This window comes from Methanoculleus caldifontis (assembly GCF_032842345.1).
GTDB lineage: Archaea > Halobacteriota > Methanomicrobia > Methanomicrobiales > Methanoculleaceae > Methanoculleus > Methanoculleus caldifontis.
This window is the reverse complement of sequence record NZ_WBKO01000002.1, coordinates 303,003-328,317: the sequence shown is the minus strand read 5'-3', so window position 1 is coordinate 328,317 and position 25,315 is coordinate 303,003. Positions and strand designations below refer to the sequence as shown.

Below are 25,315 nucleotides of genomic sequence, written 5' to 3'. Positions count from 1 at the left end.
CGGTCACGCCCCCTCGGGAAGAAGGATGACCGTCCCGAGCGGGGGCAGGGTGAGCGGGAGCGACCACGGCCGGCCGTGGGCCGGGACCTGCTCCGCCTCCACCCCGCCGAGGTTCCCGACGCCGCTCCCGCCGTACTCGGTCGCGTCGCTGTTGAGCGCCTCCTTCCAGAACCCGCCGAACGGGACGCCGACCCGGTAGCCGTAGCGCGGCACCGGGGTGCAGTTGCAGGCGACCAGGACGACCTCGTCGGCCGACCGCCCCCGCCGCAGGTAACTGACGATGCTCTTCTCGACGTCGGAGAAGTCGACCCACTCGAACCCCTCCTGCTCGGCGTCCCGCTCGTGGAGGGCGGGCTCCCGCCGGTAGAGGTGGTTTAAGTCGGCGACCCACCGGAAGATCCCCTGGTGGGAAGGATGCCGCAGGAGGTGCCACTCCAGCCCGGCGTCGTGGCTCCACTCCGACCGCTGCCCGAACTCCCCGCCCATGAAGAGGAGTTTCTTCCCCGGGTGCGTGAACATATACCCGTACAGGAGGCGGAGGTTCGCCCGTTTCCGCCAGTCGTCACCGGGCATCTTCCCGATGAGCGAACCCTTCTCGTGGACGACCTCGTCGTGGGAGAGGGGGAGGACGTAGCGCTCGGAGAACGCGTACCATATGCTGAACGTCAGGAAGTCGGGCCGATACTTCCGGAAGACCGGGTCGAGCACGAAGTAGTCGAGCGTATCGTGCATCCAGCCCATGTTCCACTTCAGGTCGAACCCGAGCCCCCCGGTCGCGGTCGGCGCGGTCACCCCCGGCCAGGAGGTCGCCTCCTCGGCGATGACGAGGACGTCGGGGTAGTTCGCGTGGACCGTCTCGTTCACCTTCCGGAGGAACCCCACCGCCTCGAGATTCTCCCTCCCGCCGTGGACGTTCGGCGTCCACTCCCCCGCACTCCGCGCATAGTCGAGGTAGAGCATCGAGGAGACCGCATCGACTCTGAGGCCGTCCGCATGATACCGCTCGAGCCAGAAGATGGCGCTGCTCGTGAGGAACGACCGGACCTCGTTTCTTCCCAGGTTGAAGACGTAACTCTTCCACTCCGGGTGGTAGCGCCTGCCGGGGAGGGCGTGCTCGTAGAGGTAGGTGCCGTCGAAGTAGGAGAGGCCGTAGCCGTCGGAGGGGAAGTGCGACGGCACCCAGTCGAGGATCACTCCTATCCCGCGCTGGTGGAGGCGCTCGACGAGGTGCATGAAGTCCTGGGGGGTGCCGTACCTGCTCGTAGGGGCGAAGTAGCCGAGCGTCTGGTAGCCCCAGGAAGCGTAGAACGGGTGCTCCATGACGGGGAGGAACTCGACGTGCGTGAACCCCGTCTCGATCAGGTAGTCGGCGAGTTCGGCCGCGAGCTCTCTGTAGTTCAGGGACCGGTTCTCCTCCGCCGGCACCTTCCGCCACGACCCTGCGTGCACCTCGTAGACCGATATCGGGGCGTCGGGGGTGTTTGCCTCTTCCCGGCACCGTATCCAGGCCCGGTCCCGCCAGGCGTATGAGAGGTCCCAGACGACCGACGCGGTCTTTGGAGGGACCTCCCAGGTGTACGCGAACGGGTCGCCCTTCTCCACGCGGTAGTCACCGTACCTGCTCCTGATGTGGTACTTGTAGATCGTCCCGTGGCCGATCTCCGGGATGAATCCTTCCCAGATCCCGGAGTCGTCGCTCCGGATCGAGAGGGGGTGGTTGCCTGCCTTCCACTCGTTGAAATCCCCGACGACCGAGACCTCCGCCGCGTTTGGCGCCCAGACCGCGAAGTACGTCCCCCGGATGCCGTCGGCGATCGCGGGGTGCGACCCCAGCCTCTCGTACAGGCGGGCGTGGTTCCCCTGCCGGAAGAGGTAGACGTCGTACTCGGTGAGGAGGCTCCCGGTCTTCGTGATGTCGGGTAAGGTCTGTTGCACGCTCTCATCCCTCCCGGGCGCCGTCACCGCGGGCCGCCGGAGAGAAGTTTCTCGTAGACGCCGAGCATCCGTTCGGTGACGACGCTCCACCTGAACTTCTCCAGAACCTTTCTCCGGCCGGCTCTTCCCAGCCTCTGCATGTAGGCAGGGTCGTCGATGAGGTGGCAGATCCCCCAGGCGATCGAGTCCGGCCGGACGGGGACCTTGATCCCGTTCACGTAGTTGTCGATGTTCTCGGCAAGTCCCCCGACTTCGGTCGCGACGACGCAACGCTCCGCGCTCCAGGCCTCCGTCAGGACGAGCCCGAACGGCTCGTTCCGGCTCGGGATGACGACGAGGTCGCAGGCGTTCAGGAGCCGGTTATGCTCCTCGTCCGCGACGTAGCCGAGGAACTGCACGGGAAGACCGTTTGCCGCACTCTCCAGGTAGCCGCGCATGTCGCCGGTGCCCGCGAAGAGAAACTGCACGTCCCAGCGTTTGGCGAGGATCCGGGGTATGGCCTGGAGCAGGAGGTCGGCCCCCTTCTGGTAGGTGAGGCGCCCGACGAAGAGGACGACGGGTGCAAGGGGATGGATGCCGTAGTGTTTCTTCACCTCGCCGGGGTCGACCGGGATGCGGTAGGCGTCGGGGTCGATCCCGTTCGGGATGACGGTTACTTTCCACCCGGGGACGTTGTAGAGCCACATCACCTCCGTCTTCGTCGAGTTCGAGACCGTCGTGACCGCTTTCGCGATGTAGCCCCCGTACCACTCCTTGCCAGAGATCTCCTGGAACTCCCACCAGCCGCCGAAGTTCCCTCCGTGCCGCCCGTACTCGGTGGAGTGATAGGAGAGGACGGTGTTTTTGTCGCGGAGGAGGTGCATCGCCTCGACGAGGTGCCAGTCGTGGAAGTGGAGGATATCGAACGGCGGGGTGTCGTGAGCGCGGAAGGCGTCCACGAGCATGTTGCTCATGGTCCTGCAGTAATCGACGATATTGTCGCCGAACGGCAGGCAGTAGTGGTAGTGGACGCCGTCGATCAGGGCATCGCCGGGCCCGTCTCCTCGCGTGAAGAAATGGACCTCGTGCCCCTTCCGGGCCATATTCTCGGCGAGGTGGGTCGTCGCCGGGGCGAGACCGCCCACCTTGAACGTGGAGCCAAGCGACTCCCAGCAGAAGAATGCTATCTTAAGCGTTTCCATAGTTTGTCGATCCTTTTCTGTATCGTCGAGCGGAGTTCGTTGCGGTCGGAGGTGCCCTGAATCTTCCCGGCAAGTTTCGTATCGCCGATGACGAGATCGATCCAGCGGGAGAAGTCCTCGCGCTCGACGTGGTAGCGGATGACGTCGTCGGGGGCGAACTCGAGCATGTTCACGAGCTCCTGCAGGCTGTGGGCGGCGTATCCGGCGGGCCGCTCGTGCGACGAGAAGTAGAACGCCTTCTCGGGCGGGACGCAGCGGAGCGAGAGGACGGCTTTCGGGGACCGTGCGCTGGTCGCGGACCGCTCCTCGAAGTCCGAGAGGATCCGCATGAAGGAGGCGAAGTGGTCGTGGGTCGCCTGGTGGCTGACGGCGTGGAGCGGCCTCCCGCACGAGGCCGAGCGCATGGCCATCCGGCGGATGTGGTCCGTCTCGAGAAGGCAGCGCCAGGTATCCCGGTCTGTAACCAGGCCGCCGGCTCCCTCGAGCGCCTCGAGGGCGGACTGCTGCATGATGGTCCTCTGCAGGGCCTCGGGGCCCGGGGTTCTGTCACCCACCTCGATCTCCCCGTGCGGCGGGAGTGCCGCGGCATCCGCCGGGCGGACGGTCTCTATCCCCTGCCCGGCGAGGGCGGACGGGAGCGTCCGCAGGAACTCGAGGATACCGGTCTCGGGGCCGATGGCGTCCCCGAAGACGCGGTAGTCGAGGAAGAGGGTGATGCAGTCGCCGGGGGATACGGAGAGCCACTCCGCGTACCGGTCGGCCATCAGCGGCCATTTGTCCCACCCTCTCCAGGGGAACCGCACGGCGATGTCGTCGGCGAGGTCGCAGTGGGTGACGAGGACCGGGAGGCCGAGGTAGGTGTAGACGTGGTTTTGCTCGATCTCTGCAGCGATACCGTTGCTCCCCTCGACGACGGCCGCCCGGATCCCGGATTCCATGAGCATCTCCGCGGTGGCGGGGGTGATGGGGTAATCGGTATGTGCAAACGTCGTCGGCACGACTGAGAAGTGCTCTTTCATCAGGTCGCGGTGCATGAGGAGTTCGGCCTCGAACTCCTGCAGGTCCGTAAACTGCCCGGCAACGCTGTGATAGTAGGTCTGGGCGAGGACCTCGGCGTTCCGGTGAGTGGCCGCACGGGAGAGAAGTCCGAGCGTCTCGGGGTACCACTCCTCAAGGTGCTCCACGACCGCCCCGGAGATGCTGAAGGAACAGGCAAGCCCGCCGTCGAGGAGGTCGAGGAGGATCTCCGTCGCCGGCGTAAAGGAGCGCTCGATGACCCCTCCGAGATCTTCCTTCATATGCGGGTTGAAGTAACTGTCTCTTACGTTTCGCTTTCCCTTTACCATACCTGGCCTGAACCCGGGATTGAGATAACAGGGATAGTGAATATCGAATCCCAGGCAGACCTTTGGTGGATTTGAGCCCTCGCCTGTCATCCGTGGTAGATGGCCGTTCCCGTATATAAATGTCGTCAACGCGGAGTATCTGGCGACCTTGAACGGCTCAAAAGTGCCTGTTCTACCTTCAACCCCCGGAATGCGACTCCGGTGACGATCGCGGCGATCCCGGTGCGGAAGGGAGCGTTCCGCCGTCGTCGCGCTCGCCCGCCGGTGCAGCATGGTCCCGGTCTTTGAGACGGCGCGGATCTGCACGAAGACCGTTCCCGGACCGTCACCCGGCGGGATCTTCGGGGTGACGCCGTTTGAGTCCGGCCGAGAGGTTCGCATCCTGCTCCCGGACCGCAAGTTACAAGAGGGACGTCCGGGAGATCTCCTTCTGGAGGGGCGTGGCCGCATGGATCATCTGGACGAGTTTCCTGTCATCATCATCGACGACGAGCTGCACTCGGATACCGCAGAGGGCCGGGCGTCGCGGGAGATAGTGAAAGAACTAAAAGGTGACGATTTTTCCGTCATCGAGGCGCTGACCGCCCGCGACGGCGTTCACGCGTTCCTCTCGCACCCGCATGCGAGCTGCATCATCATCGACTGGGAACTCACGCCGGAGGCCGCGGACGGGATGCGGACTGCCGCAGACGTCATCACCCTCATCAGGGAACGGAACCCCAAAATCCCGATCTTTCTGAATACGGAGAAACTGGCGATCTCCGCGATACCCCTCGGCGTCATATCCCGGATCGACGGCTACATCTGGAAGCTCGAGGACACCCCCGGTTTCATCGCCGGCCATATCAAGCGCGCGGCGCAGGACTACCTCGCCGACGTCCTTCCGCCGTTCTTCAGGGGGATGATGGACTACGTCGAGGAGTACCGCTACTCCTGGCACACGCCGGGGCATATGGGCGGCGTCGCCTTCCTCAAGAGCGCCGCCGGCCGGATCTTCTACAACTTCTTCGGCGAGAACGCGCTCAGGGCCGATCTCTCTGTCTCGGTGCCGGAACTCGGTTCGCTCCTCGACCACTCCGGTGTCGTCGGCGAGGCGGAGCGGAAGGCCGCGGAGGTCTTCGGGGCGAACCGGACCTACTTCGTCACCGGCGGCACCTCGGCCGCGAACAAGATTGTCTGGCTCGGGACGGTCACTCCCGGCGACATCGTCCTCGTGGACCGGAACTGCCATGCGTCCGTGATGCACGCGATCATCATGACCGGCGCCGTCCCCGTCTACCTCATCCCGTCCCGGAACGGGTACGGGATCATCGGCCCCATCATGAGCCGCGAACTCCGCCCGGAGGTGATCGCGGAGAAGATCCGGGCATGCCCGCTCGTTCCGGACCCTGCGTCGCAGGCGGTCCGGATGGCCGCGATCACGAACTCCACGTATGACGGGATCTGCTACAGCACCGAGATGGTCGAGGAGCACCTCCGCGGCCGTGTCCCGTACCTCCACTACGACGAGGCCTGGTTCGGCTACGCCCGGTTCCACCCGCTCTATGCCGGCCGGTTCGGGATGCACGCAAGAGACGAGGTCGGCCCGACGGTCTTTGCCACCCAGTCGACCCATAAGGTCCTCGCCGCCTTCTCGCAGGGCTCGATGCTTCACGTCAGGCAGGGCCGGGGGCCCGTCGACCACCCGCGGTTCAACGAGGCGTTCATGATGCTCACCTCGACCTCCCCCCAGTACACCATCGTGGCCTCGCTCGACGTCGCGACCAAGATGATGGCCGGGCATTCGGGGAGGTTCCTGGTCGAGGAGGCGATCGAGGAGGCGATCGTCTTCAGAAAGAAGATGGTGGCGGTGGCGGAGGAGATCCGGGCCGGTTCCCCGTCCGGGGAGGACTGCTGGTGGTTCACGGTCTGGCAGCCCGACTGCATCACGGACCGGGAGACCGAGATGTCTCCAGAGGAGGCGGACGACCGGCTCCTCCTCGACAACGCCGGCTGCTGGCTCCTGGACCCCCACGATGCGTGGCACGGTTTTTGCGGCATCGAGGAGGGTTACGCCATGCTCGACCCCATCAAGGTGACGATCCTCACCCCCGGCATCAGCCCGGGGGGTGGGATGGAGGAGTGGGGGATACCGGCGGCCGTCGTCACGAAGTACCTCCGGGAGAACGGGATCGTCGTCGAGAAGACCGGGTACTACTCGTTTCTGGTCCTCTTCACGCTCGGTATCACGAAAGGTAAATCCGGCACGCTGCTCGCGGAGCTCTTCCGGTTCAAGGCGCTCTACGACGGCAACAGCCCGCTCGAGGAGGTCTTCCCCGATCTCGTGCGGGAGCACCCCGCCCGGTATGCCGGGCGGGGCATCGCCGACCTCTGCCGGGAGATGCACGATTATCTCCGGGAACGGCCGATCGCAGACGTCATGCGGAAGATCTGCGCGGCGCTGCCGGAACCGGTGATGACGCCGGCGGAGGCCTACCGCCGCCTGGTGCGGGGCGAGGTGACGCCGGTGCCCGCGGGCGAGCTCGAGGGGAAGACCGTCGCGGTGATGGTCGTGCCCTACCCGCCCGGTATTCCCGTCATCATGCCGGGGGAGCGGTGCGGGCCGGCCACGCGGGGGATCGTCGAGTTCCTCGTCTCCCTGCAGGAGTTCGACAACCTCTTTCCGGGATTCGAGAACGAGGTGCACGGGACGGACGTCGTGACGAGGGACGGGCGCCGGGTATACTACGTCTACTGTGTTCTGGAGTGACGGCCGGCCGTCGCCCGTGCACCCTGCCGCGGACGAGCGAGGCGAAAATCTCCCGGTACAGAGGGCGGCCGGGTTGGAGAAGGCGAACGCCCGGTTCGACGCGAGGAGTCGGGCGTTCAGGACGGCAAGGAGCATCGCGCCGTAGAAGACCGAACCGACGAGATCGAACCGCTCCTCGCATGCGTCGACCCACTCCCCGGCAAGGTGGCGGCGGATCAGGTAGACGATATAGATGTCGAGCGGGATGTTGGTGAGGAAGATGTTCCGCCAGGTGGGGGAGCCGCCGAGGAGCGGCCTGACGGAGAGGCCGATGTAGACGGCGGTGACGTTGATCCCGAGCGCCCGCCCCCGCTCCTCGGGCGGGAAGACCGACGTGATCATGGCGATCCCGGTGCCGTAGATCATGGTGCCTCCGATGCCCTCGATGAACCGGAAGAGGATGAGCACGGGCCCCGACGTCGCGAGCGCGGAGAGCAGGGCCGATGCGGTGAAGACCGCGACCCCGAGGGTGAAGATCCGTTTGCGCCCGTAGATGTCGGCGCACCGCCCGAGTGGGACGAGGAAGATCGCGGTCGCGATGAGGTACGAGGAGGCCACGTAACTGAGCGAGACGGCGTCGAGAGCGAACTCGGCGGCGATGGACGGGAGCGCGATGTTCACCGCCGAGCCCATGAACGGGGTGAGGAACGCGGCGAGTGCAGGGTGGTTGGGATGATGCCGGATCACCTGCCGGGGGGGTACGGTGCCGGGCAGGAACCTGCCCGGGAGAGAACAATGAAGAGGAGAGGAGCGGGTTAGCCGGTGGTACTCTTTAGATTAACCGACAACAGATGCAAATTATTTACACGTCCGGGTTGTGTTGGAGAAAGAACCCTGGTTCCGTCGTGAATAATCTCTTGCTTCAACGGTTATCTTTCGGAAAAACCCCTTGAGGCGGGGTTTATTATTCCGCGCAACATCTTTCCCGCATTGTGCTTGTCCTTCAGAAAGGTGCAGAGTGAACGATTCCCGGCGAAATGCCCGTGATCCTGCGTGCTATTCCGGAGACGCTCGGGGATCCCTCACGCGCCGAGATCGACGTACTGCTTGCGTATATAAAACGTGTAAAGAAATTGGACAGAATTTTTATACGGAGGTCTTCCGATGTCTCATCGGTGGATTCTGATGAAGATCAGTCACATTATAGGACTTCTGGCTGCCGTCGCCTTCATCGTGCCGATGGTTTCAGCTGCAGGTATCGGAAACGAAAATGACGGAGTCGCGGGACTTCTCTCGCAGGCGGACTGGTATGAAACCCGTGAGTATTTTACGATCACACAAGGGGAGACTGATACTCATCTGCTCAATGTACCAGCCGGTATGTCCTTACTGAATGTTTACTTAAACTGGTTTACCCCGGACCACTCCCTGAGATTGGAGATCTACAGACCGGATGGGAGCCTGTATGGTTCGTACCGTGACAATTATGGCGGACGTCTGGATGGACAGATTCGCATAGATATAAGCAGCCCTGCATCAGGTACCTGGAGACTTAAAGTGTATGGCGAGAGTGTGACAGGAACCATTCCGTATATTTTGAATTGCAATGCTTATGCTTAAATGATGACCTCTCACACGCTTTCAACAAAGCCGAACACCTACCAAACCAAACCTTTTTACTGATACCGGTTTTATATAAATCCATGGTCACGCGGGTGCGGATTGCCGGAATCGCTCTGGCCATCTTCTGCCTCGCACTGCTGCCGTCTGCCGCATGTGCTACTGCCGTTCAGGACGCATATCCGGAGAGGGTGCCTTTGGATCCGATGCCGGTGTACGTCTGGAATATCCCCCTGGATATTGTTATTCTCGGACTCGTATCCGTATTTGTTCCGGTGCTCTTTGTCCCGATGCAACTTGTATTCTCGCTGCTCGCATGGCTGCATTTCGGCCATAAGAGGATCCTGCGCAATAACGTCCTTGAGAACGAAACCCGGAATGCAACGTACCTGTGCATACGCGATAATCCGGGAATCAATACAAGCTCTCTCTCCCGGTTGCTCGGGATGAATATCGGAACCCTCCGCTACCACGTAGAGATGTTATGCAGGATGGGAACGGTCGTCCCCGAGCCGAACTGCAGAGGCATGAGATATTACGTCAACACGGGCGCCTGTCCCGGTCTGGAACGAAAGGTGGCGGGATATCTCAACGAGCAGTCAAAGAGTCGGATACTCAATATCGTTTTGCAATACCCGGGAAGCACGAGAAAAGAGATCGCGTCCCGGCTCATAATGTCGGGTGCGAACGTCACCTGGCATATGAAACCGCTGCTCCGGGATGGTATTGTCAGAGACGAGAAGAAAGGACGGTTCGTACGCTACTACCTCTGCGCCGATGCGAAAGAGTGTGTACAAGCCCACGGATCGTGGAAGCCCGCGATCGCCGGGGGGCGTGTGTCCGGCACCGGTATCTGATTGCCGTTCGGCAGTTCTCCATAACTACACCGTTTGCCCCTTTTCCCGGATCACCCCGTGGCTTATCGAGGATGCATTCAGAGTCTCCGGGCGCCGCCTGCACGTCATGCGTGGACGACGGAGTCGGCCCGGGCGATCTCCTGTTCGGGGAAGAGGATGATGCGATCCGATATGCTCTCTGCGGTCGTAATCTCGCCCGACTGCCCGATCTCCGGAAAGATCTCGATCATATGCCGGGAGGCTTCGGAAGAGAACGTGGCCTCCTTCAGGGGACGAAGCGATCCGTCCGCGAAGGCGTACAGGTCGCCGTTGGTTTTGTTGTAGGTCATTGGACCGTCGTGTTTGAACGTCGTGAGCGTTATGTTGTATTCTCCGTGAGTGAGATCGTCAAACTCGATCCTGTCGACCTCGCGTAATATGGCGAGGGGATGTACCCCCTGCATGGGGAAGTCAAATATCTGGTCGTTATAATATACGTTGCCGCTCTGGTGGACATATACCTCGTACGCGTGCTCCTCCCCGTCTACGTAGCCGATCCAGTGGAGTTCGGTGCACTGCACCGTTCCGTCTTTGTCGATATACTGGTTCAGCTGGATGAGCACGGCCGACTCGTTCGAAAACGCCTGCTCCTGTACAAGCGTATTCCAGAGGTCAACCAGGTCGGGTCGGCACTCCCGGGAGTCGAAAGAGATATGCATCTCTCCCCTGGTGACCTTGGGCTGCTCGGGCATGTAGAAATAGTGCACGAAGACGAGAGCGATGAGGACGCTCCAGATGACAATCTGGCTCTTTTTCATGGGACCTCCGGACAGGAGCTTTCTGGTTTCGACGGGTTTTTGTACAGGTTGAAGGTACTGTCGCTCATGGCTGATACGGTTTACGCAATCGGCCGGCAGGCCTGCCTGTCCATCGACAGAACCCAATAGTTCGGGTGCAGGGCGCGCGCAAGTGCGGCAGTCAGAGGCTGCTGCGTCCTGTACGGCATATACCACCTTGAGAATAGGTTCTCTCCTGTGCCTTCGTCTTCCGGGGAGGGTTCTCTCCGTTCACTTTCGGCAAATATCTGCGAACGTGTAAATGAATCTGACAGAATTTCTAAATAGATCGCCGCTCATGTCACTGTGTGGATGCTTCAGAGCGGCGTCCGCAAAAGATGTGGGGCTGCCCATCCCTGGTTGACGACCGGATGACGCGCCCTGCATGCCCGGAGGCAAAGGGAGCGTATGCGTTCTACATACTTAAATGTGTGTCTCTTTTGCCTCCGGGTCACCACTGGAGGAAAGAAAAATGAATGGAAAGAACAGGACAAGAAACGTGGGTCAAACAGTTGGAATCCTAATAACATTGTGCATATTTGGCGCAATGCTTGTTCCTATGGCAAGTGCACATGGTAATGGTGAATATGCCGCCTTGGACACATCTGATCTATCAGAGGAAGATTATTACAGGGAGTTAATCTCCAACCTTGTTGGGAAAGATATCACTTACGCGGAATTCTACGAAGCAGTCTATCCCGGTGAGATGGAGAAACTCACAGAAGATCTTCAGAAACTCTATAAGTCCAGTAAAATTCAATGGACTGCTCCCGGAGAACAAATGCCAGAACCTCTCACAGAAGAGGCGATGAGTGAGATCAGGTCGAGGGCATCTGATTCGAAATCCAGTCTCAGCAAAGTCCCGTCTGCGGAAGAAGGTGTTGTAGTTCTTCAAAATGTAATGAACAATAATAATAGCGCATCGAGGGATAGCGATTTAGGCGTTGCTGGGTTATCATGGGCTTTTCATGGAAACAGGGTTGTCGACTATTATTCTTCAAGTCAGGCACAGCCTGCTATATCAATACCCTACATGTCGACGAAAACACGATTATTCATGTTCATCGAGCCAGCGTGGGTGGAGATCGCAAACAAGGAGAAAATTGGGATTCTTGTTACATCCCAGACCGTAATGGGGCAAAAATCCGTAGATGGAGGCTATTATTACCAGGTGCTTGGTGACCACTATTGTGTCCCGCCTCTAGGTTATGTTGTAGTAGGGCCTAATCCGGCGTATAGCACGAGCCAAGTATTTTACGTTAGTTGATAATGAACTGTTGGACAGAAAACCGATTTCTTTTTTGAACAAGTCTTTCTCAGGTCAGTGGGAACTTTAGAGAACATATAGTTAGTGAATTATGATGAAACTATAAATCATAACTCTTAGCGCTACTCTTTTGGATTTTGAGGACCCTCAGCAGTCATGGGTTGGGCATGAACAGATCGTGTTCATGAAGCACGCTTCTAATTCTGTCTTGAAAAACGGATCAAACAGTACAAGGAGCCACCTGAGGTGATGCCACACCCTCCGTTTATCCATCGTGTATATGGGAGTAAGCATCGTCAAAGGCAGCAGATGCTGTCGGCAGGTTGAGGACCTTCAAGGTTCCAAAGAGTAGCGCCAAGAACTATATATCCGAGAATTTAAGTAATGAAGAAGTAAGTGTATACATAATGGTACATAGAACATTACCCCACCTTTCAGTTATATCAGTTACATTCATCCTCATTTTAACATTGCTCTCAAGCGGTTGCACTGATACAGGAAAAATCGATGAAGAGACCGTCATCGGAACAGTCGTACACGTCGAAAACGACAGTGGAGTATATATCATACAGGCGGAAAACGGAACCTGTTACGCTCCTGTTAATCTGGACGAAGCCTATCGGGTAGATGGCATGATGGTAGGCTTCCGGGGGGTCATTCCGGAGAATGATGGTGTGCCAGAATCGCCGTGTATTCCTATCGAAATTCACTATATCGGCACATACGTTCCGCCCGGAGCAAACGCCACATTCACACTTGAGAAGCTTTTGCCGTAAGGCGAACCCGTATCCGTCAACCCGAGTGAGAGATTCCCCTGCATGAATTATTCTTTTGTAGGAGAATGCGTCCCTCACTCAGGTATGTCCGCGCTCCTTCCGGCTCAAGAGGGAGCATCCTGCCCAAAGATCTGTGTCCCTTCCGAGCTCCGTCCTGCGGAGAGTTAACTCGCATACATGGTGCTCACGCTCCGACGGCACATCTGAAGAATCGGTTGGACCCGGTCTTGTCCCGGCAGAATTCCGGGCCAACCCTTGGAAAAAGAGTGATTATTCTCCCTTCAGCATCGCGTCGATCGCCGCCGCCGCCTTCTTCGCCGAGCCCATCGCCTCGATCACCGTCGCCGCGCCGGTGGCGATGTCGCCGCCCGCGTAGACGTGGGGGATCGAGGTCCGGCCGTTCTCGTCGACGACGACGTTGCCCTTCCGCCCGCGCTCGAGGCCCGGGATCAGGGAGACGAGGAGCGGGTTCGGGCTCGTGCCGATCGCCTGGATCACCATGTCCACGTCGAGGGTGAACTCGCTCCCCTCGATCGGCTCCGGCGACCTGCGGCCGCTCGCGTCAAGGCCGCAGAGGGACATCTTCACGCACTCGACGCCGGTGACGCACTGCTCGCCGAGGATCTGCGTCGGGTTCGTGCAGGTGTAAAACTCGATCCCTTCCTCCTTTGCGTGGACGACCTCGGCCCTCCGTGCCGGCATCTCCTCCTCGCCTCTCCGGTAGATCAGCGAGACCTTCGCGCCCAGGCGGCGGGCCACCCGTGCGGAGTCCATCGCGACGTTGCCGCCGCCGATCACCGCGACGCGGGCCCCGTGCAGGACCGGCGTGTCGTACTCGGGAAACGCGTCGCCGTGCATCAGGTTCACCCTTGTGAGGAACTCATTTGCCGAGTAGACGCCGTTCTTGTTCTCGCCGGGGATGCCCATGAACGCGGGGAGCCCCGCGCCGGTCGCGAGGAAGACCGCGTCGTAGCCGAGGAGTTCGTCGGCGCTGACGCTTCTCCCCACGAGGTGGTTCTTCTTCAGCCGGACGCCGAGGGCGAGCACCTGGTCGATCTCCGCTTTGACGACATCCTTCGGGAGCCGGAACGCGGGGATGCCGTAGGTCAGGACCCCGCCCGCTTCGTGGAGCGACTCGAAGATCGTGACGGCGTGGCCGGCGCGGGCGAGCTCTGCCGCGGCAGTCAGTCCCGCGGGGCCGGAACCCACGACCGCCACGCGCTTCCCGGTCGGCTTTGCCACGTCGGGGAGGCTCGGGTCGTTCGCCCGCTCCCAGTCGGCCACGAACCGCTCGATCGCGCCGATCCGGATCGGGGTCTCCTTGTTGCCGAGGACGCAGACGCCCTCGCACTGGGTCTCCTGCGGGCAGACCCGTCCGCAGATGGCGGGGAGCATGTTCTGCTCCTTGAGCGCCCGTGCGGCTTCGGGGAAGTTGCCTTCCGCGACATGCCCGATGAAGGCGGGGATGTCGATGCAGACCGGGCAGCCCCTGACGCAGAGCGGCTTCTTGCACTGGAGACAGCGCTCCGCCTCGGCGATCGCCTCGCCGGGGGTGATGCCGGAGTCGACCTCCCTGAAGTCCTTGACCCGGACGTCGACGGCCCGGTCACTCATGGTGGTGACCCCCTTCGCCGCACCGGCACCGGTGCTCCGCGAACCGCTCGAGCGAGGCCTTCTCCTGGCCGGTGTAGATCCGCTGCCGCTGCATCAGTTCGGCAAAGTCGACCTGGTGGGCGTCGAACTCGGGACCGTCGACGCAGGCAAACTTCGTCTCTCCCCCGACGGTGACCCGGCAGGAGCCGCACATCCCCGTCCCGTCGACCATGATCGGGTTGAGGCTCACGTAGGTCTTGACGCCGTAGGGCACCGTCGCGCCGGAGGTGACCTTCATCATGATGGCGGGGCCGATGATCCAGACCCGGTCGATCTTTCGCTCTGCGAGCAGTTTCTTCAGGACGTCGGCTGCAAAACCGTGGACGCCCTTGCTCCCGTCGTCGGTCGTGACGTAGAGCTCGTTGCAGGCCTCCCGCATCTCGTCCTCGAGGATGAGGAGATCGGCGTTGCGCGCCCCGATGATCCCGATGACGTGGTTGCCCGCTTCCCTGAGTTCTTTGACGATGAGGGGGGTGCTCGCGATCCCGACACCGCCGCCGATGACGCAGCAGGTGCCGTAGTTCTCAATCTCGCTCGGTTTTCCGAGCGGGCCCACGACGTCGCTGATGCTGTCGCCGGCCCGGAGGGTCGCCAGCTCCTCGGTCGTCTTGCCGACGGCCATGAAGATCACCCTGACGGCGTCTCCCCTGACGGCCGAGATGGTGAGCGGTATCCGCTCGCCTTTTTCGTGCAGGCGCAGGATGACAAACTGGCCTGCGCGTGCGTGCTGCGCCACCTGCGGCGCACGTATCCAGTATTCATAAACCCGGTCGGCGAGTTTATTCGCCGTTTCCACCTTATACAACCGCTTCACTCCTGATGATGTTGGTCGATCTGAACGTCAAAAGGTATCCAACGTTTCATACCTATTGTGGCTCCAGCCTCTTTAGTGCAGCTATCGCAGACCGGATCCTGCGCGCCGGCGCCGGGTGATTTCCCGTATACCCGCGAGGTGAACCGGGATCCGGGGCGAGAATCCGAACGGTTATCCCCGACTCCGTCGCAGGGATAAGTATGCGGAGCCAGGTCCTCTGGGGGATCGTCCTGACCGCCCTTGGCGCGGTGATCGCGGCCATAGCGATAGCAGGGCCCGTTTTTCTCCTCATATACGCCCTCCCGCTCATCCTGATCGGCCTCGCGCTGATCGTCTGGCGGAGGCGCGAGGAGACCATTGAAGCAATCAGGGAGTGAAGAATGATACTGACGACGACTCAGGAAGTGCCGGGCTACGCCGTGGGAGAAGTCCTCGGCGTGGTCTTCGGGAACACCGTACGGACGAAGAACGTAGGAAAAGACGTCATGGCGGGCTTAAAGAGCCTCGTCGGCGGCGAACTCGAGGAGTACACCTCGATGCTCGCAGACGCCCGGACCGAGGCGACCAACCGGATGATCAACTCGGCGCGCGACCTTAAGGCCGACGCCGTGCTGAACGTCCGGTTCACGACGTCTCAGACGATGACGACGGCAGCGGAGCTCCTCGCCTACGGGACGGCGGTGAAGCTCGTTCCGAAGAAGTAGGGTTTGGGTTTTAGGGGCAGGAGATTCTGCCTTTCTTTTTTATTTGGGCTCGCGTTGCCTGCTTCCCATCGTGTCCGTCCCGCTTTTGCGTGAGGATAGGTCATAGCCCCTCACTCTGCCTCACGCGAAGTCGCGAAAGACGCGAAGAGAAGTAGTCAAGAGTCATACAAGCTTCGCGCTCTTCGCGGCTTCGCGCGAAATTCGTTTGCTGTTATTGGCAGTCCCCTTTACGTCTTTGTGTGAGACTGCGTCACCGCCCGAGCGCCGCAGGGCACGAGCCCGGGGAGGACCGCTCACTCCCCGAGCTTCTTTACCTTCCGCACCCGGATCGCCACGCCGCGCTTCGACCGGAGCATCTCGTCCGCACCCATCAGCGCCTTCCCGGTGGCGATCGCGAGCGGCCCTTCCACGAGCACCTCGTCGCCCTCCCGTATCCGGGGGTCGCAGGCGGTGATCCCCGGCGCGAGGACGTCGCCCTGCGGCACGAAGGCGTCGATCCTGACCCGGTAGCCCTCGGGTATCAGGTCCCAGCCCTCGAACGTCGGGCGGAAGAGCCCGGTCCCGGCGTCGATGCTGAAGAGTTGCTGCTTCCCGCGCAGAACCGCCATCTGCATGCTCCTGCCCCGGATCTGGAGGCCCTTGGAACTGATCTCCGTTCCGAACTGCCAGGATACCGTTCCCCGGACGATGTCGGTCTGCACCCGGCGCTCGCCCTCGAGGGCGGCGTTCAGGGCACGCAGAGACCCCGGCGCCGTCGGGTGGCCCTGGCAGGTCACCTCGAGGTCGATCCCGCAGGCTTCCGCCGCCATCTCCGCGACGGTGAGCGCTCCGCCCTCGAGGTGGGCGATAACCCGGCGGTAGGGGTGCGCCGCGAAGTAGCGGGTGAGGATATCGGCGATGAAGGCGCACTCCTCGCGGTCCCAGTAGCCCGTCACCGGCACATCGTAGTGGCCGGCCGGGTAGATCCGCTCGAGTTCGCGGGGGACGAGGCCGAGGGGCGAGGTGACGATCAGTTCGTGCGCCCGCCGGTCGACCGTGTTCATGAAGAGCTTGTGGCTCCTTGAGAGCGAGTAGGGTTTCCGCGCCGAGCAGGGGAGGAGGACCGCGACGTCGGTCCGGGTCGGGACGAACCGCTCGATCACCCGGTCGGCGAACCGCCGGATCTCGGCCCGGTTCTGTGACTCGGCGGTGTTCGCCCGCATCGGCACCGCCCGGACAACCGGGAGGAAGCGCTCCATGAGGGCGTAGTTCCGGTCGAGGAACCGGAGGATGCCCACCTGCGCGGCGTCTGCGCGGCACCGGGACTCCATCAGTTCACGGAGCCGCCCGGCCTCGATGTAGTGCCGGACGAGGGCGATCTCGCGGTCGAGTGCGAGACGGTTGTGCCGGACGAGGTTCCCCTCCCGGCAGCCCTCGCACCCGCAGGCCCCGGTCTCCATCAGCGAGGCGGGGAACTCGCCTTCGGGGAGACAGAACTTCTTCTGCGCCGAGGCGAGGTCGACGGCCCGGTAGTCGAAGAGGTCGAAGCCCGAGTAAATGAGGAGGCAGGCGGTCGAGGGGAGCGCCGACGCCGGGGCGTACCACGCGGTGTCCGGGGGGACGCTCTCTTTTAAGGCCGCAAGCCATCCCGTGTAGTTCCGGGGGTTCCTGAGTGCCGTATGCCAGTTCGCGACCAGGGCGCAGTCGCCCGACTCCGCCTTCGGCTCTGCGAGCGGGTGGACGGCGACCGGCTGCCCTTCGCCGGGGGAGAAGTAGTCGCGGACGAACCCCTCGTCCGCCGAGAGGGGGACGTTCGAGAGCAGACGCTCGCGGAGCGTGGGGAAGACATCGTCCGTATCGAGGGCGGCGGGGAGGGAGACGCTCGTCCCTTCGTGCTCGAAGGCGCCGATCCGTGCGAGGCCGTCGTGCTTCTGCGTCTCATACCTGCTCACGGTACACCTCCGCGTCGGGGACCTCTTCAAGGACGAGGCGCACCCACTCTTCGCCGCACCGGACGGCAAACCGGCTCTCCGGGTGGGCCTCCATAAGGGCCCGGATCCCGGCGCACCCCGACCGGACCATATCGTCGTCCCATTCCGGGACCTCGCTCTGGCCCACCGGGAAGGTCTCCGCGAGTTCCGTCGGGTACGGCCCGAAGGGGGGCTTGAAGTTCAGGACGGTATCGAATCCCGGAACCTCCCGGCCGTCGAATGAGACCAGCACCCGCTCCCCAAGGGGGATGCGGGGGATGACCTCCTGGTAGCGGATAACCTCCGTCCTCCGGCAGCTCTCCGAGCCCCGGTAGAAGAACCGGCGCTTGGAGACAGGGTCGTCGCGTTCGAGTTCGGCCGCGTGGGCCAGAAGTTCCCGGTAGCCGTCGAGCAGGCGCGGGTGGCTCCGGCACCGCTCGTCGACGAGTTCCCAGAGGGTCCCGTCCTGGATCGCCTGCCGGATACGGGCGATCTCCGCGAGGGTGACGTGGAGGTTGTGGAGCGCGAGCAGCCGCTCCCGGTCCTTTGACTGCCGGAGTTCCTCGGCGGTCATCGAGCGGCAGACCCGGCAGGCGCAGGGGAGTTCCGCGAGCTCGTCGATCTTGAGGCTCCCGTGCGTGGTGATGTAGCGCCCTTCACGGGCGAAGAGGGCGTATGCGGCCGAGTCGAAGAGGTCGCAGCCCATCGCGACGGCGAGGGCGAACATCGACGGGTGGCCCGCACCGAAGAGGTGGACGGCGGTCGCCGGGGAGAGGCCGCGTTTGGCCGCGAGGACGACCTGAACGAGGTCTTTGTAGCGGTAACTCTCCATCAGCGGCACCACGGCCCCGACCGGGCAGAAGGTGAACCCGAACTCCTGGACGGCCCGTCCGGCCTCCTCGCGGAGGTCGGTGAAGATGCCGCCCTGCACCGGACCGACGAGGTTCGCGTCGGGGAAGAGTTCGCGGGCTTCGTGGATCCGGTCCATCGTGACCACGAGTTCACGCTCGGCCCTCTCCCTTCCGGCGTCCGGCGGGGTGGGGATGTCCAGGGGGACGATGATATCGCTCCCGATCGCCTGCTGGAACTCGATCGTCTCCTGGTTGCTCACCTCGACCTCGCCGTAGACGGAGAGCTGGAACGAGCCGGAGTCGGTCATGATCGCGCCGTCGAAGTCGAGGACCTTATGAAGCCCCTCTGAAAGTGCCCGGTCGCGGTACTCCGTGCTCCGCCTGAAGATGTAGGCGTTCGTGATCAGGGCCTCGACGCCCATCTCCCGCATCTCGCGGGGGGTTACCAGGGGGAGGTGAGGGTTGACGACGGGGAGGAGTGCGGGCGTCCTGACTGTTCTGTCATTCACCCTGAGTTTCCCGACCCTTCCCGCGATATCTTTGTGGATGACTTCAAACGTAATTGCCATTCGGGTTAAACCGCCTTTTCTTCGAATATCTGACCCTCGAACGTCAGTACGGCGACGTCTTTACGCTTCCAGCAGCCGGGCGAAAGCCCGGCCTTGACGCAGGTCTGGTCGAGGAACTCCCGGCTGCTCCAGCCGTACTCGGCCGGGACCTGCGGGAGGAGGAGGCCCCCGGTCCCGAGGCCGGTGACGATCAGGCCGTGCCGCCCGACCTCGACGCAGCCGGGACGTTCTTCCGGCGGGCAGTCGAGCGGTCGGGGCTGTGTCAGCACCGTCACCTCGAGATCGAGGTCGGCGAGCTCCGACCGCGAGACCGGCGGGAACCGCGGGTCCTCGAGGGCTGCCGATGCGGCCGCTTCGACGAGCGCCTCGCCGAGCGGTTTTACCGGGTACGGGAGGCCGATGCAGCCGCGAAGATGCCCCTGCCGCTTGATCGTGACGAAGACGCCGCGCTTCTCGCGAAAGATCGCCGGGAGATCGGGCAGCGCCGCCCGTTCGCCGTTGAGGGTTTTCTCGATGGCGCTCCGTGCCAGACGAACTGCCGTTCTGCCTTCTTCCGGGGTCAGCATTTCCATCAAAATGGGTCGTAGGATGTTGAATACTTTTAGTCTTCCGGAGAAGAGGAGACAGCGGTGCCGGCGACGGTATCGACGCCGGCGGTCCGGGCCTGCGCCGTGATCGTGCAGGGCCTGTCGCCTGCAAGGCGCACCCTGACGGTCAGAGGCTCCCCGGCAGGTACCGGGCGGTCAAGGCGGATCCGGACCGTGCACTCCTCTCCTGCCCGGAGGGGTATACTCCCGTCGTCGTTCCGGGGCAACGACGCCGTCCAGGTGCCTGCCGGATAAAGTGTGTCGGACCGCCTGAGAATCTTGAGATAGTCCCCCGCCGCCACCGTCACGGTGGCCCGGGAGAGGTCGACGGCCCCGTCCTCCCCGGTGTTGACGACGGCGAAGGTCAGGATGTCAACCAGAACGCCGGAGAACTCCGGGACCGACGAATGGCCGGCGATCCCCCCGACCGGTGCAAGGTGTGGCTCGCCCGCGGCGAGGACCGGATACGTGCCCGTACCGGTCGCGACCCCGCCTCCCATAGCGCTTGCCCCGATCGAGACAAACGAAAAGAGCGTTGTGATGGCGACGAACCCGACGAAGATTGCCGCCAGCTCTAACTGTGTCGATACCTCACTTCCCCCCATGGTAATAACGCCACTGGTAAGACCAGTGACCCGGTATATAAATCTATCCGGTATCCGGGGGGTATGCGCGGCCGGCCCGGGGGCCTCCGCGGAAGCCCGCAGCGCCGGGTGGCGGCAGGGCCGCCCGGGCGGGTACCCGTACTGATTTATATTCTTAGAGGCGGATATTATATAGGAGAGGGAGAGTGCGGCCGACGGTGGCACTTTATGTGCTGCTGAGGAAAGTCCTCCCACCTGCCAGACACGCAGCCGCATGCAAGTGCGGGTGGCGAGAGTCACGGCAATGACACAGAAACGACACGGCCCGCCGTCAGTGATGAAACGACCGAGCCTCCTCTTCGGGGGCGAGTCGCGCGGGTTTCCGCGCACCTCGTTGAACGTAACGGCGGGATACGATGAAACGGTGAATCCCTGCGGGTGCAAGCCAGAATAGGGCAGATGGATAGTCTGGTATCCGCCCAGGTATGGCGCTCAGCTGAATGCCGCACAGAACAGAAGGAGGCTTACTCCTCCCACTCCTGCTATCGGAACGCTCTTCTCGCTAAAATTCCTCCTGTCGCGACCTCAGGCCTTCCCCCGCGGCTGGAGTTCGATCTCTTCAAACGTCACGACATGCGAGTCGAAGACCTCGCCCCGTTCGTTCACGGAGAGCTGGACGAAGACCTCCGCAGGCGCATTCTCCATGGAGACGACGTCTGCGTGCTCCGCCCGGACCTCGAAACCGAGATTCTCCAGTTCGCTCTGGACGGCGTCCTGAGTGTGGTAGGTCGAGAGGATATCCCTGACCTTCGCGAGGACGCTCTGCTGCAGATCATTGTTCGCGGCCATACTCCCCGATACGCCCCGGCCTATATTAATCTCTCCGGGGGAGGCGGGGCAAACGTATAAGTGAAAAAATTACTTATAGTAATAATATGGAGATCCCCACCCCGGCCGAACTGCGGGAGAAACGGATTCGCATGGGCTTAAAGCAGGCAGATGTAGCCCGTATGGCTGGAATCAGTCAATCTATGGTCGCGCGGATCGAGGCGGGCAGCGTGGACCCGAGGGTGAGTACGCTCGCAAAGATCGTGGAAGTCCTGCAGGCCGCGGAGCACTCGGGCGTAACGGCCGCGGACGTGATGAGCGCTCCCGTCCTCTCTGTCGCCCCGGATGATCCCGTCGGCCGGGCCGTCGAGATCATGGGCCAGAACGGGATCTCTCAACTGCCGGTGCTCGAGAACGGGATCCCCATAGGATGCATATCCGAATCCGCGATCATGAACGCCATGGAGACGGGGGGGCTTCACCAGACGCACCGGAAACTGGTGAAGGATTATATGGAGCCGGGCTTCCCGACCGTTCCCCCGACGGCGTCTGTCGACACGGTCGTCCGCCTCCTGCACCACAACCACGCCATCATCGTGATCGAGAAAGGGAAGGTGCAGGGTGTCATCACCAAGCACAACCTGATATCGCTGATCACCTGACACCCCCTTCGCGATCTTCGCGGCTTCGCGTGAGGGCTGGTTTGTATATCTGTACCGCCACCTCACGCGAAGCCGCGAAAAGACGCGAAGTCCAATAAATGCTTCTTTTGTCTTCTCTTCAGGGTCTTTGTACTTCCGTGCGAGGCCATGTGCCTCAGGTTTCTGTTTGAGGGTGTACACCTGCGCCTGGGGGTCTTCTAGATCAGGGAGACGAGATCCCGGAGGACGGCTTCGGGGTTCTCGGCCTTGACGACGCTTGAAGCCAGAAGGACGCCGCAGGTGCCGAGGTCGACGGCGATCCTGACGCATTCGCCTGACTGGATGCCCGCCCCGGTCAGGACCTTCACGTCCGGGTTCACCGCCCTGACGGCGTTGACGGACCGCTCGATGATCCCCGGGTCGGCCTTCGAGACCGAGACCCCGCTCCCGATCAGCTCCGGGGGCTCGATCGCCACGTAATCGGGCTTGAGGGCAGCGGCGGCGGCGCTGGTGGCGTCGTTGTTCGTGCAGACGACCGACTCGAGGTGGAGCCTCCGTGCGGCCTCGACGCAGGCGCCGATATCGGCGAGAGTGAGGCGGCGTTCTGAGTGGTTGATCAGGGTGCCGCGTGCGCCCGCCGACCTGACCGCCTCGGGAAGGATATGGCCGGTGTGGGCGCCGGGGGTGATCGCGTCGATGTGCTGGGCAAAGACCGGTATCGCGTAGTGGTGGCTCATCGGGTGGAGTTCGGTGAAGGCCGGGGCGATGCCGATGACGGCCCCGCTCTCTCTTGCCACGGTCTCGGCCGCAGCGGCGATCCGGTGGGCGTTGCTGCCCATACCTTCCTTGTAGGTCTTGAGGTTGACCAGAATAAAGGGTGAAACCATATTCCTCACGTCCGCCTGATAGGTTGCCCCTCCTGATATTAACTCTGATGGCGGGGGCAGGGAATCGGGGACGGCAGCCGGGACTAATACCGGCCCGGGCTCATTCCTCAAGTCCCCTGACGAAATGCCCGCCGGTGATGCCGCCGAGCGCTCGCCGCTTCACCTCTTCTTTGAGCGCGGCGAGGGTGCGGGAGTCTCCCCGGCCCGCGGCGTCGATCCCCTCCCGGTAGAGCCGGGCCATCTCCCCGGCGTAATGCGGCCCCCGCCCCCGTGCATCGATGGCGACGGCGTCGATGCCCATCCCGGCGATCCGGGGCAGCCGGTCGACGAGGCAGGTCTCGACGGCGTTCGCGATGTAGGTCCGCCCCTCGCCGTCGTGCCTGAGCGGGAAGACGCGGTTGCGCTGGTCTGCGAGCCCGAGGAACCGGTCGCCGGGTTCCTTGCCGGAGACCGCCGCCACCAGCCGGTCTTCGGTCACGAGCGCCTCGATGTTCCCCTGCACGAGGACCTCGAGTTCGGGAGCCTCCCCGGCCGCTTCTGCGAGCCGGGCAAGATCGGCGGCCGGGAGTTCGGGGGAGGCCGTGCACCGCAGGAAGAGCGGTGCAAGTTCCCGGGCGGTCCTGTGGTTCCAGAGGTTCAGCCCGGCGGCGCCGTAGAGCGCCATCCGGGGCTCGGCCTGCCTGACCGCATCCGCGACCCCCATCCCGCTCACCATGACACCGCGGACGCCCGCGTCGTAGAGTGAGGGGAGGAGGGGCGCCGCCGCATCGAGGAACCCGCGCCGGGTGATCGACGGCCACTTCCAGACGAGGTCGGCACCCCCCTCCCGACAGACGGCGGCGGCCTCCGCGAGGATACCGGTGGCCGGGGGTTCGAGGTAGACAGTCCGTGCGCCGCTCCGGGCCGCGGCCGCCGCTTCGTCAAGGGTGCCGGCGTAGACCGAGACCGGGAGAGGGCGAGGTGCGCGGCGTTGTTCTGTGGAACATTCCATCCCGGCGATCGCCGCCTCGACCCTCTCGCGGGCGGCATCTACCGCATCCTGCCCCGGGCGCCGGGCGGCGAGGACGGCCTCCCCGACCCGCTCTAAGAATGTCCGCCGGACCCGGTTCAGCTCGCTTGCCGGCGCAAAGAGCCCGCCGGGGTACCGCAGATCCATTCTCCGGACCATAAACGGCGTCCCCCCGGTCTTCCCGAACTGCTCGGCGATCTGCTCCGCGGCGAGCGGCCGGCTCCGTGCTGGCTCCATCACGAGGTCGGAGCGGTAGCGCACCAGGAGCGGCTCGCCGCCGTCCACCGGGACCGTCGCCTCCAGGCAGGGCACCCCGTCCTCCCAGGCGGCCGAGATGTCGATGGGGATCTGCGGCAGGGGTTTTGTCATGATCCGCTTCGCCCGCTCCTCGAGATCCGCGCTCTTCGTCAGGAAGACCCGGGCGCCCTCCCGTACCTGCGCGGGGACGGAGAGGCGCACCGTCCCGCTCCTCGCGGTCGGGGTGCCTCTGACGACCGCGCCCGTATCCTCCTCCGGATCGTCCGTGCAGAATGCGAGTCCGTCGCCGGAGCGGGGTAAGAGGTCGCCGGCGAGGCGGACGGCCGCCTCCCCTCTCCGCGGGTCGTAGCCGGTGACCGTGCCGAGCAGGATGCCCCGGTTTCCGGGCCGGTCGCGGGCCATGATATCGCGGGCGCCGAGGATGTAGCCCTCCGTGAACTCCCGGTTGAACGCGAGGGCGAGGTCCCGCATCTCTTCCTTCGAGGGCGACCAGGGGTTGCCGGCGGCGATCGCGTCGAGGGCGCGCCGGTAGATGCTCGTCACCGTGGCGACGTACTCCGGGGAGCGCATCCTCCCCTCGATCTTGAGCGACGCCACCGGCGTACGCGCGAGCCGATCGAGATGCGGGTATACCGCGAGGTCCCGGGTCGAGAGGAGGTAATGGTCCTCCGCGGGCACCTCGCAGAGCTCCTTCGGGCGCCCGTACCCGTCCTTCTCGCCTGTCACCAGCCGGTAGGGCTTCCTGCACGGCTGGGCGCACATCCCCCGGTTCCCGCTCCGCCCCCCGATGACCGAGGAGAGGAGGCACTGGCCCGAGTAGCAGTAGCAGAGCGCCCCGTGGGCGAAGACCTCGATGCCGATCCCCCGTGCCGCTGCCTCCTCTCCGATCCCCTCGATCTCGGCGAGGGTGAGTTCCCGTGCCAGCACCACGCGCGAGAACCCCTCCCGCGCCGCCCGGCCCACGCCCTCGCGGTTGTGGACCGTCATCTGGGTCGAGGCGTGGAGGAGGAGGTCCGGCACGGCCTCGCGGGCGAGCGAGGCCACCCCGGCATCCTGCACCAGGACGGCGTCGACCCCCGTCTCGTAGAGCCAGAGGAGGTAGCGGGCCACATCGGCGAGTTCGTCGTCCCGGACGAGGGTATTCACGGTGACGTAGACCCTGACGCCTCGGAGGTGCGCGTAATCGACGGCGGCGCGAAGTTCCTCGTCGGAGAAGTTCGCCGCGTAGTGCCGGGCCCCAAAGCGCCTCCCGGCAAGGTAGACGGCGTCCGCGCCGGCGGCGACCGCTGCGGCCAGGGCCTCCGGCGACCCGGCCGGCGCAAGCAGTTCCGGCGACCCGGATACCTGATGGTGATTGTGCGGCATCTGCTTCGTACCGTTCGCCCCGCCGGACTATATACTCACCCGCGTGGTGCGGGTACTCTTTTTGGGAGAGAGAGCGATGTGGTGAGAAGGA

Annotated in this window: 21 protein-coding genes, 1 other RNA gene and 1 pseudogene; 9 read left to right on the top strand and 14 right to left on the bottom strand. The window is 63.2% G+C overall.

Annotated features, from left to right (window positions below; all coding sequences use genetic code 11):
- Positions 1 to 3 precede the first annotated feature (3 nt).
- The 3 genes from glgB to F8E02_RS10410 are packed head-to-tail and all read right to left on the bottom strand — an operon-like array spanning position 4 to position 4,552.
- A complete protein-coding gene (gene glgB / locus F8E02_RS10420) occupies positions 4 to 1,935 on the bottom strand; it encodes a 1,4-alpha-glucan branching protein GlgB (protein WP_317065478.1) in 1,932 nt (643 codons plus the stop codon).
- Between the two features lie 23 nt (positions 1,936 to 1,958).
- Positions 1,959 to 3,116, bottom strand: coding sequence for a glycosyltransferase family 4 protein (locus tag F8E02_RS10415; RefSeq protein ID WP_317065477.1), 1,158 nt, complete (start codon positions 3,114 to 3,116; stop codon positions 1,959 to 1,961).
- Positions 3,098 to 4,552: an alpha-amylase gene (locus F8E02_RS10410; RefSeq protein ID WP_394357929.1), complete on the bottom strand. Its 1,455-nt coding sequence runs from the start codon at positions 4,550 to 4,552 to the stop codon at positions 3,098 to 3,100. Before F8E02_RS10410 ends, F8E02_RS10415 begins: the two co-directional genes overlap by 19 nt.
- A gap of 181 nt (positions 4,553 to 4,733) precedes the next feature.
- Here F8E02_RS10410 and F8E02_RS10405 point away from each other — a divergent pair, with 181 nt between their 5' ends.
- Complete coding sequence (locus tag F8E02_RS10405) at positions 4,734 to 7,211, top strand: Orn/Lys/Arg family decarboxylase (RefSeq protein ID WP_317065473.1); 2,478 nt, start codon at positions 4,734 to 4,736, stop codon at positions 7,209 to 7,211.
- 297 nt (positions 7,212 to 7,508) lie between these two features.
- Here F8E02_RS10405 and F8E02_RS10400 read toward each other — a convergent pair.
- Positions 7,509 to 7,883: pseudogene (locus F8E02_RS10400) on the bottom strand (MFS transporter); the annotation flags it as partial.
- A 492-nt stretch (positions 7,884 to 8,375) separates the two neighbouring features.
- Between F8E02_RS10400 and F8E02_RS10395 the strand changes: the two are divergent.
- Entirely contained in the window at positions 8,376 to 8,810 is a 435-nt protein-coding gene (locus F8E02_RS10395; protein WP_317065472.1) for a peptidase domain-containing protein, read from the top strand.
- 83 nt (positions 8,811 to 8,893) lie between these two features.
- Positions 8,894 to 9,667: a winged helix-turn-helix transcriptional regulator gene (locus F8E02_RS10390; RefSeq protein ID WP_317065471.1), complete on the top strand. Its 774-nt coding sequence runs from the start codon at positions 8,894 to 8,896 to the stop codon at positions 9,665 to 9,667.
- Positions 9,668 to 9,771: 104 nt separating this feature from the next.
- On the opposite strand, the gene F8E02_RS10385 is transcribed toward F8E02_RS10390, so the two are convergent.
- Positions 9,772 to 10,464: a hypothetical protein gene (locus F8E02_RS10385; RefSeq protein ID WP_317065470.1), complete on the bottom strand. Its 693-nt coding sequence runs from the start codon at positions 10,462 to 10,464 to the stop codon at positions 9,772 to 9,774.
- Between the two features lie 490 nt (positions 10,465 to 10,954).
- Here F8E02_RS10385 and F8E02_RS10380 point away from each other — a divergent pair, with 490 nt between their 5' ends.
- Both F8E02_RS10380 and F8E02_RS10375 read left to right on the top strand, forming a co-directional pair.
- Positions 10,955 to 11,749 (top strand): hypothetical protein, encoded by a 795-nt coding sequence (locus tag F8E02_RS10380; RefSeq protein ID WP_317065469.1) that lies wholly within the window; start codon positions 10,955 to 10,957, stop codon positions 11,747 to 11,749.
- Between the two features lie 407 nt (positions 11,750 to 12,156).
- Positions 12,157 to 12,525, top strand: a complete 369-nt coding sequence (locus F8E02_RS10375) for a hypothetical protein (RefSeq protein WP_317065467.1) — start codon at positions 12,157 to 12,159, stop codon at positions 12,523 to 12,525.
- A gap of 270 nt (positions 12,526 to 12,795) precedes the next feature.
- Here F8E02_RS10375 and gltA read toward each other — a convergent pair whose 3' ends face one another.
- Together gltA and F8E02_RS10365 are read right to left on the bottom strand one after the other, a co-directional pair.
- On the bottom strand, positions 12,796 to 14,139 hold the full coding sequence (gltA, locus tag F8E02_RS10370; RefSeq protein ID WP_317065465.1) for an NADPH-dependent glutamate synthase: 1,344 nt from the start codon (positions 14,137 to 14,139) through the stop codon (positions 12,796 to 12,798).
- A complete protein-coding gene (locus F8E02_RS10365) occupies positions 14,132 to 14,992 on the bottom strand; it encodes a sulfide/dihydroorotate dehydrogenase-like FAD/NAD-binding protein (RefSeq protein ID WP_317065463.1) in 861 nt (286 codons plus the stop codon). Before F8E02_RS10365 ends, gltA begins: the two co-directional genes overlap by 8 nt.
- Positions 14,993 to 15,192: 200 nt before the next feature.
- Here F8E02_RS10365 and F8E02_RS10360 point away from each other — a divergent pair, with 200 nt between their 5' ends.
- Complete coding sequence (locus F8E02_RS10360) at positions 15,193 to 15,369, top strand: hypothetical protein (protein WP_317065462.1); 177 nt, start codon at positions 15,193 to 15,195, stop codon at positions 15,367 to 15,369.
- Positions 15,370 to 15,372: 3 nt separating this feature from the next.
- Complete coding sequence (locus tag F8E02_RS10355) at positions 15,373 to 15,696, top strand: YbjQ family protein (RefSeq protein ID WP_317065460.1); 324 nt, start codon at positions 15,373 to 15,375, stop codon at positions 15,694 to 15,696.
- Positions 15,697 to 15,989: 293 nt separating this feature from the next.
- On the opposite strand, the gene arcS is transcribed toward F8E02_RS10355, so the two are convergent.
- The 4 genes from arcS to F8E02_RS10335 are packed head-to-tail and all read right to left on the bottom strand — an operon-like array spanning position 15,990 to position 20,257.
- Positions 15,990 to 17,627 (bottom strand): archaeosine synthase subunit alpha, encoded by a 1,638-nt coding sequence (gene arcS, locus F8E02_RS10350; RefSeq protein WP_317065459.1) that lies wholly within the window; start codon positions 17,625 to 17,627, stop codon positions 15,990 to 15,992.
- Positions 17,614 to 19,065, bottom strand: coding sequence for a tRNA guanosine(15) transglycosylase TgtA (tgtA, locus tag F8E02_RS10345; protein ID WP_317065458.1), 1,452 nt, complete (start codon positions 19,063 to 19,065; stop codon positions 17,614 to 17,616). Before tgtA ends, arcS begins: the two co-directional genes overlap by 14 nt.
- 5 nt (positions 19,066 to 19,070) lie before the next feature.
- A complete protein-coding gene (locus F8E02_RS10340) occupies positions 19,071 to 19,637 on the bottom strand; it encodes a TIGR00296 family protein (protein WP_317065457.1) in 567 nt (188 codons plus the stop codon).
- Between the two features lie 29 nt (positions 19,638 to 19,666).
- Entirely contained in the window at positions 19,667 to 20,257 is a 591-nt protein-coding gene (locus F8E02_RS10335; RefSeq protein WP_317065456.1) for a hypothetical protein, read from the bottom strand.
- 175 nt (positions 20,258 to 20,432) lie between these two features.
- Here F8E02_RS10335 and rnpB point away from each other — a divergent pair.
- Positions 20,433 to 20,775, top strand: an RNA gene (rnpB, locus tag F8E02_RS10330) — RNase P RNA component.
- Between the two features lie 46 nt (positions 20,776 to 20,821).
- Here rnpB and F8E02_RS10325 read toward each other — a convergent pair.
- The gene (locus F8E02_RS10325) at positions 20,822 to 21,085 is read right to left on the bottom strand and encodes a hypothetical protein (RefSeq protein WP_317065455.1); all 264 of its coding nucleotides are present in this window, start codon (positions 21,083 to 21,085) and stop codon (positions 20,822 to 20,824) included.
- A gap of 86 nt (positions 21,086 to 21,171) precedes the next feature.
- On the opposite strand from F8E02_RS10325, the gene F8E02_RS10320 reads away from it, so the two are divergent.
- Positions 21,172 to 21,726: a CBS domain-containing protein gene (locus F8E02_RS10320; RefSeq protein ID WP_317065454.1), complete on the top strand. Its 555-nt coding sequence runs from the start codon at positions 21,172 to 21,174 to the stop codon at positions 21,724 to 21,726.
- 197 nt (positions 21,727 to 21,923) lie between these two features.
- Here the strand turns inward: F8E02_RS10320 and tpiA are convergent, their stop codons facing one another.
- The gene (tpiA, locus tag F8E02_RS10315) at positions 21,924 to 22,592 is read right to left on the bottom strand and encodes a triose-phosphate isomerase (protein WP_317065453.1); all 669 of its coding nucleotides are present in this window, start codon (positions 22,590 to 22,592) and stop codon (positions 21,924 to 21,926) included.
- 100 nt (positions 22,593 to 22,692) lie between these two features.
- Entirely contained in the window at positions 22,693 to 25,224 is a 2,532-nt protein-coding gene (locus F8E02_RS10310; RefSeq protein WP_317065451.1) for a DUF3656 domain-containing U32 family peptidase, read from the bottom strand.
- Between the last annotated feature and the right edge of the window lie 91 nt (positions 25,225 to 25,315).

What these genes read in the sequence shown, in the direction of transcription:
- F8E02_RS10415 (WP_317065477.1), bottom strand. Translation starts at nt 3,116, where the DNA reads ATGGAAACGCTTAAGATAGCATTCTTCTGCTGGGAGTCGCTTGGCTCC.
- F8E02_RS10410 (WP_394357929.1), bottom strand. Translation starts at nt 4,552, where the DNA reads ATGACAGGCGAGGGCTCAAATCCACCAAAGGTCTGCCTGGGATTCGAT.
- F8E02_RS10405 (WP_317065473.1), top strand. Translation starts at nt 4,734, where the DNA reads ATGGTCCCGGTCTTTGAGACGGCGCGGATCTGCACGAAGACCGTTCCC.
- F8E02_RS10395 (WP_317065472.1), top strand. Translation starts at nt 8,376, where the DNA reads ATGAAGATCAGTCACATTATAGGACTTCTGGCTGCCGTCGCCTTCATC.
- F8E02_RS10390 (WP_317065471.1), top strand. Translation starts at nt 8,894, where the DNA reads ATGGTCACGCGGGTGCGGATTGCCGGAATCGCTCTGGCCATCTTCTGC.
- F8E02_RS10385 (WP_317065470.1), bottom strand. Translation starts at nt 10,464, where the DNA reads ATGAAAAAGAGCCAGATTGTCATCTGGAGCGTCCTCATCGCTCTCGTC.
- F8E02_RS10380 (WP_317065469.1), top strand. Translation starts at nt 10,955, where the DNA reads ATGAATGGAAAGAACAGGACAAGAAACGTGGGTCAAACAGTTGGAATC.
- F8E02_RS10375 (WP_317065467.1), top strand. Translation starts at nt 12,157, where the DNA reads ATGGTACATAGAACATTACCCCACCTTTCAGTTATATCAGTTACATTC.
- gltA (WP_317065465.1), bottom strand. Translation starts at nt 14,139, where the DNA reads ATGAGTGACCGGGCCGTCGACGTCCGGGTCAAGGACTTCAGGGAGGTC.
- F8E02_RS10360 (WP_317065462.1), top strand. Translation starts at nt 15,193, where the DNA reads ATGCGGAGCCAGGTCCTCTGGGGGATCGTCCTGACCGCCCTTGGCGCG.
- F8E02_RS10355 (WP_317065460.1), top strand. Translation starts at nt 15,373, where the DNA reads ATGATACTGACGACGACTCAGGAAGTGCCGGGCTACGCCGTGGGAGAA.
- tgtA (WP_317065458.1), bottom strand. Translation starts at nt 19,065, where the DNA reads ATGGCAATTACGTTTGAAGTCATCCACAAAGATATCGCGGGAAGGGTC.
- F8E02_RS10340 (WP_317065457.1), bottom strand. Translation starts at nt 19,637, where the DNA reads ATGGAAATGCTGACCCCGGAAGAAGGCAGAACGGCAGTTCGTCTGGCA.
- F8E02_RS10335 (WP_317065456.1), bottom strand. Translation starts at nt 20,257, where the DNA reads ATGGGGGGAAGTGAGGTATCGACACAGTTAGAGCTGGCGGCAATCTTC.
- F8E02_RS10325 (WP_317065455.1), bottom strand. Translation starts at nt 21,085, where the DNA reads ATGGCCGCGAACAATGATCTGCAGCAGAGCGTCCTCGCGAAGGTCAGG.
- F8E02_RS10320 (WP_317065454.1), top strand. Translation starts at nt 21,172, where the DNA reads ATGGAGATCCCCACCCCGGCCGAACTGCGGGAGAAACGGATTCGCATG.
- tpiA (WP_317065453.1), bottom strand. Translation starts at nt 22,592, where the DNA reads ATGGTTTCACCCTTTATTCTGGTCAACCTCAAGACCTACAAGGAAGGT.
- F8E02_RS10310 (WP_317065451.1), bottom strand. Translation starts at nt 25,224, where the DNA reads ATGCCGCACAATCACCATCAGGTATCCGGGTCGCCGGAACTGCTTGCG.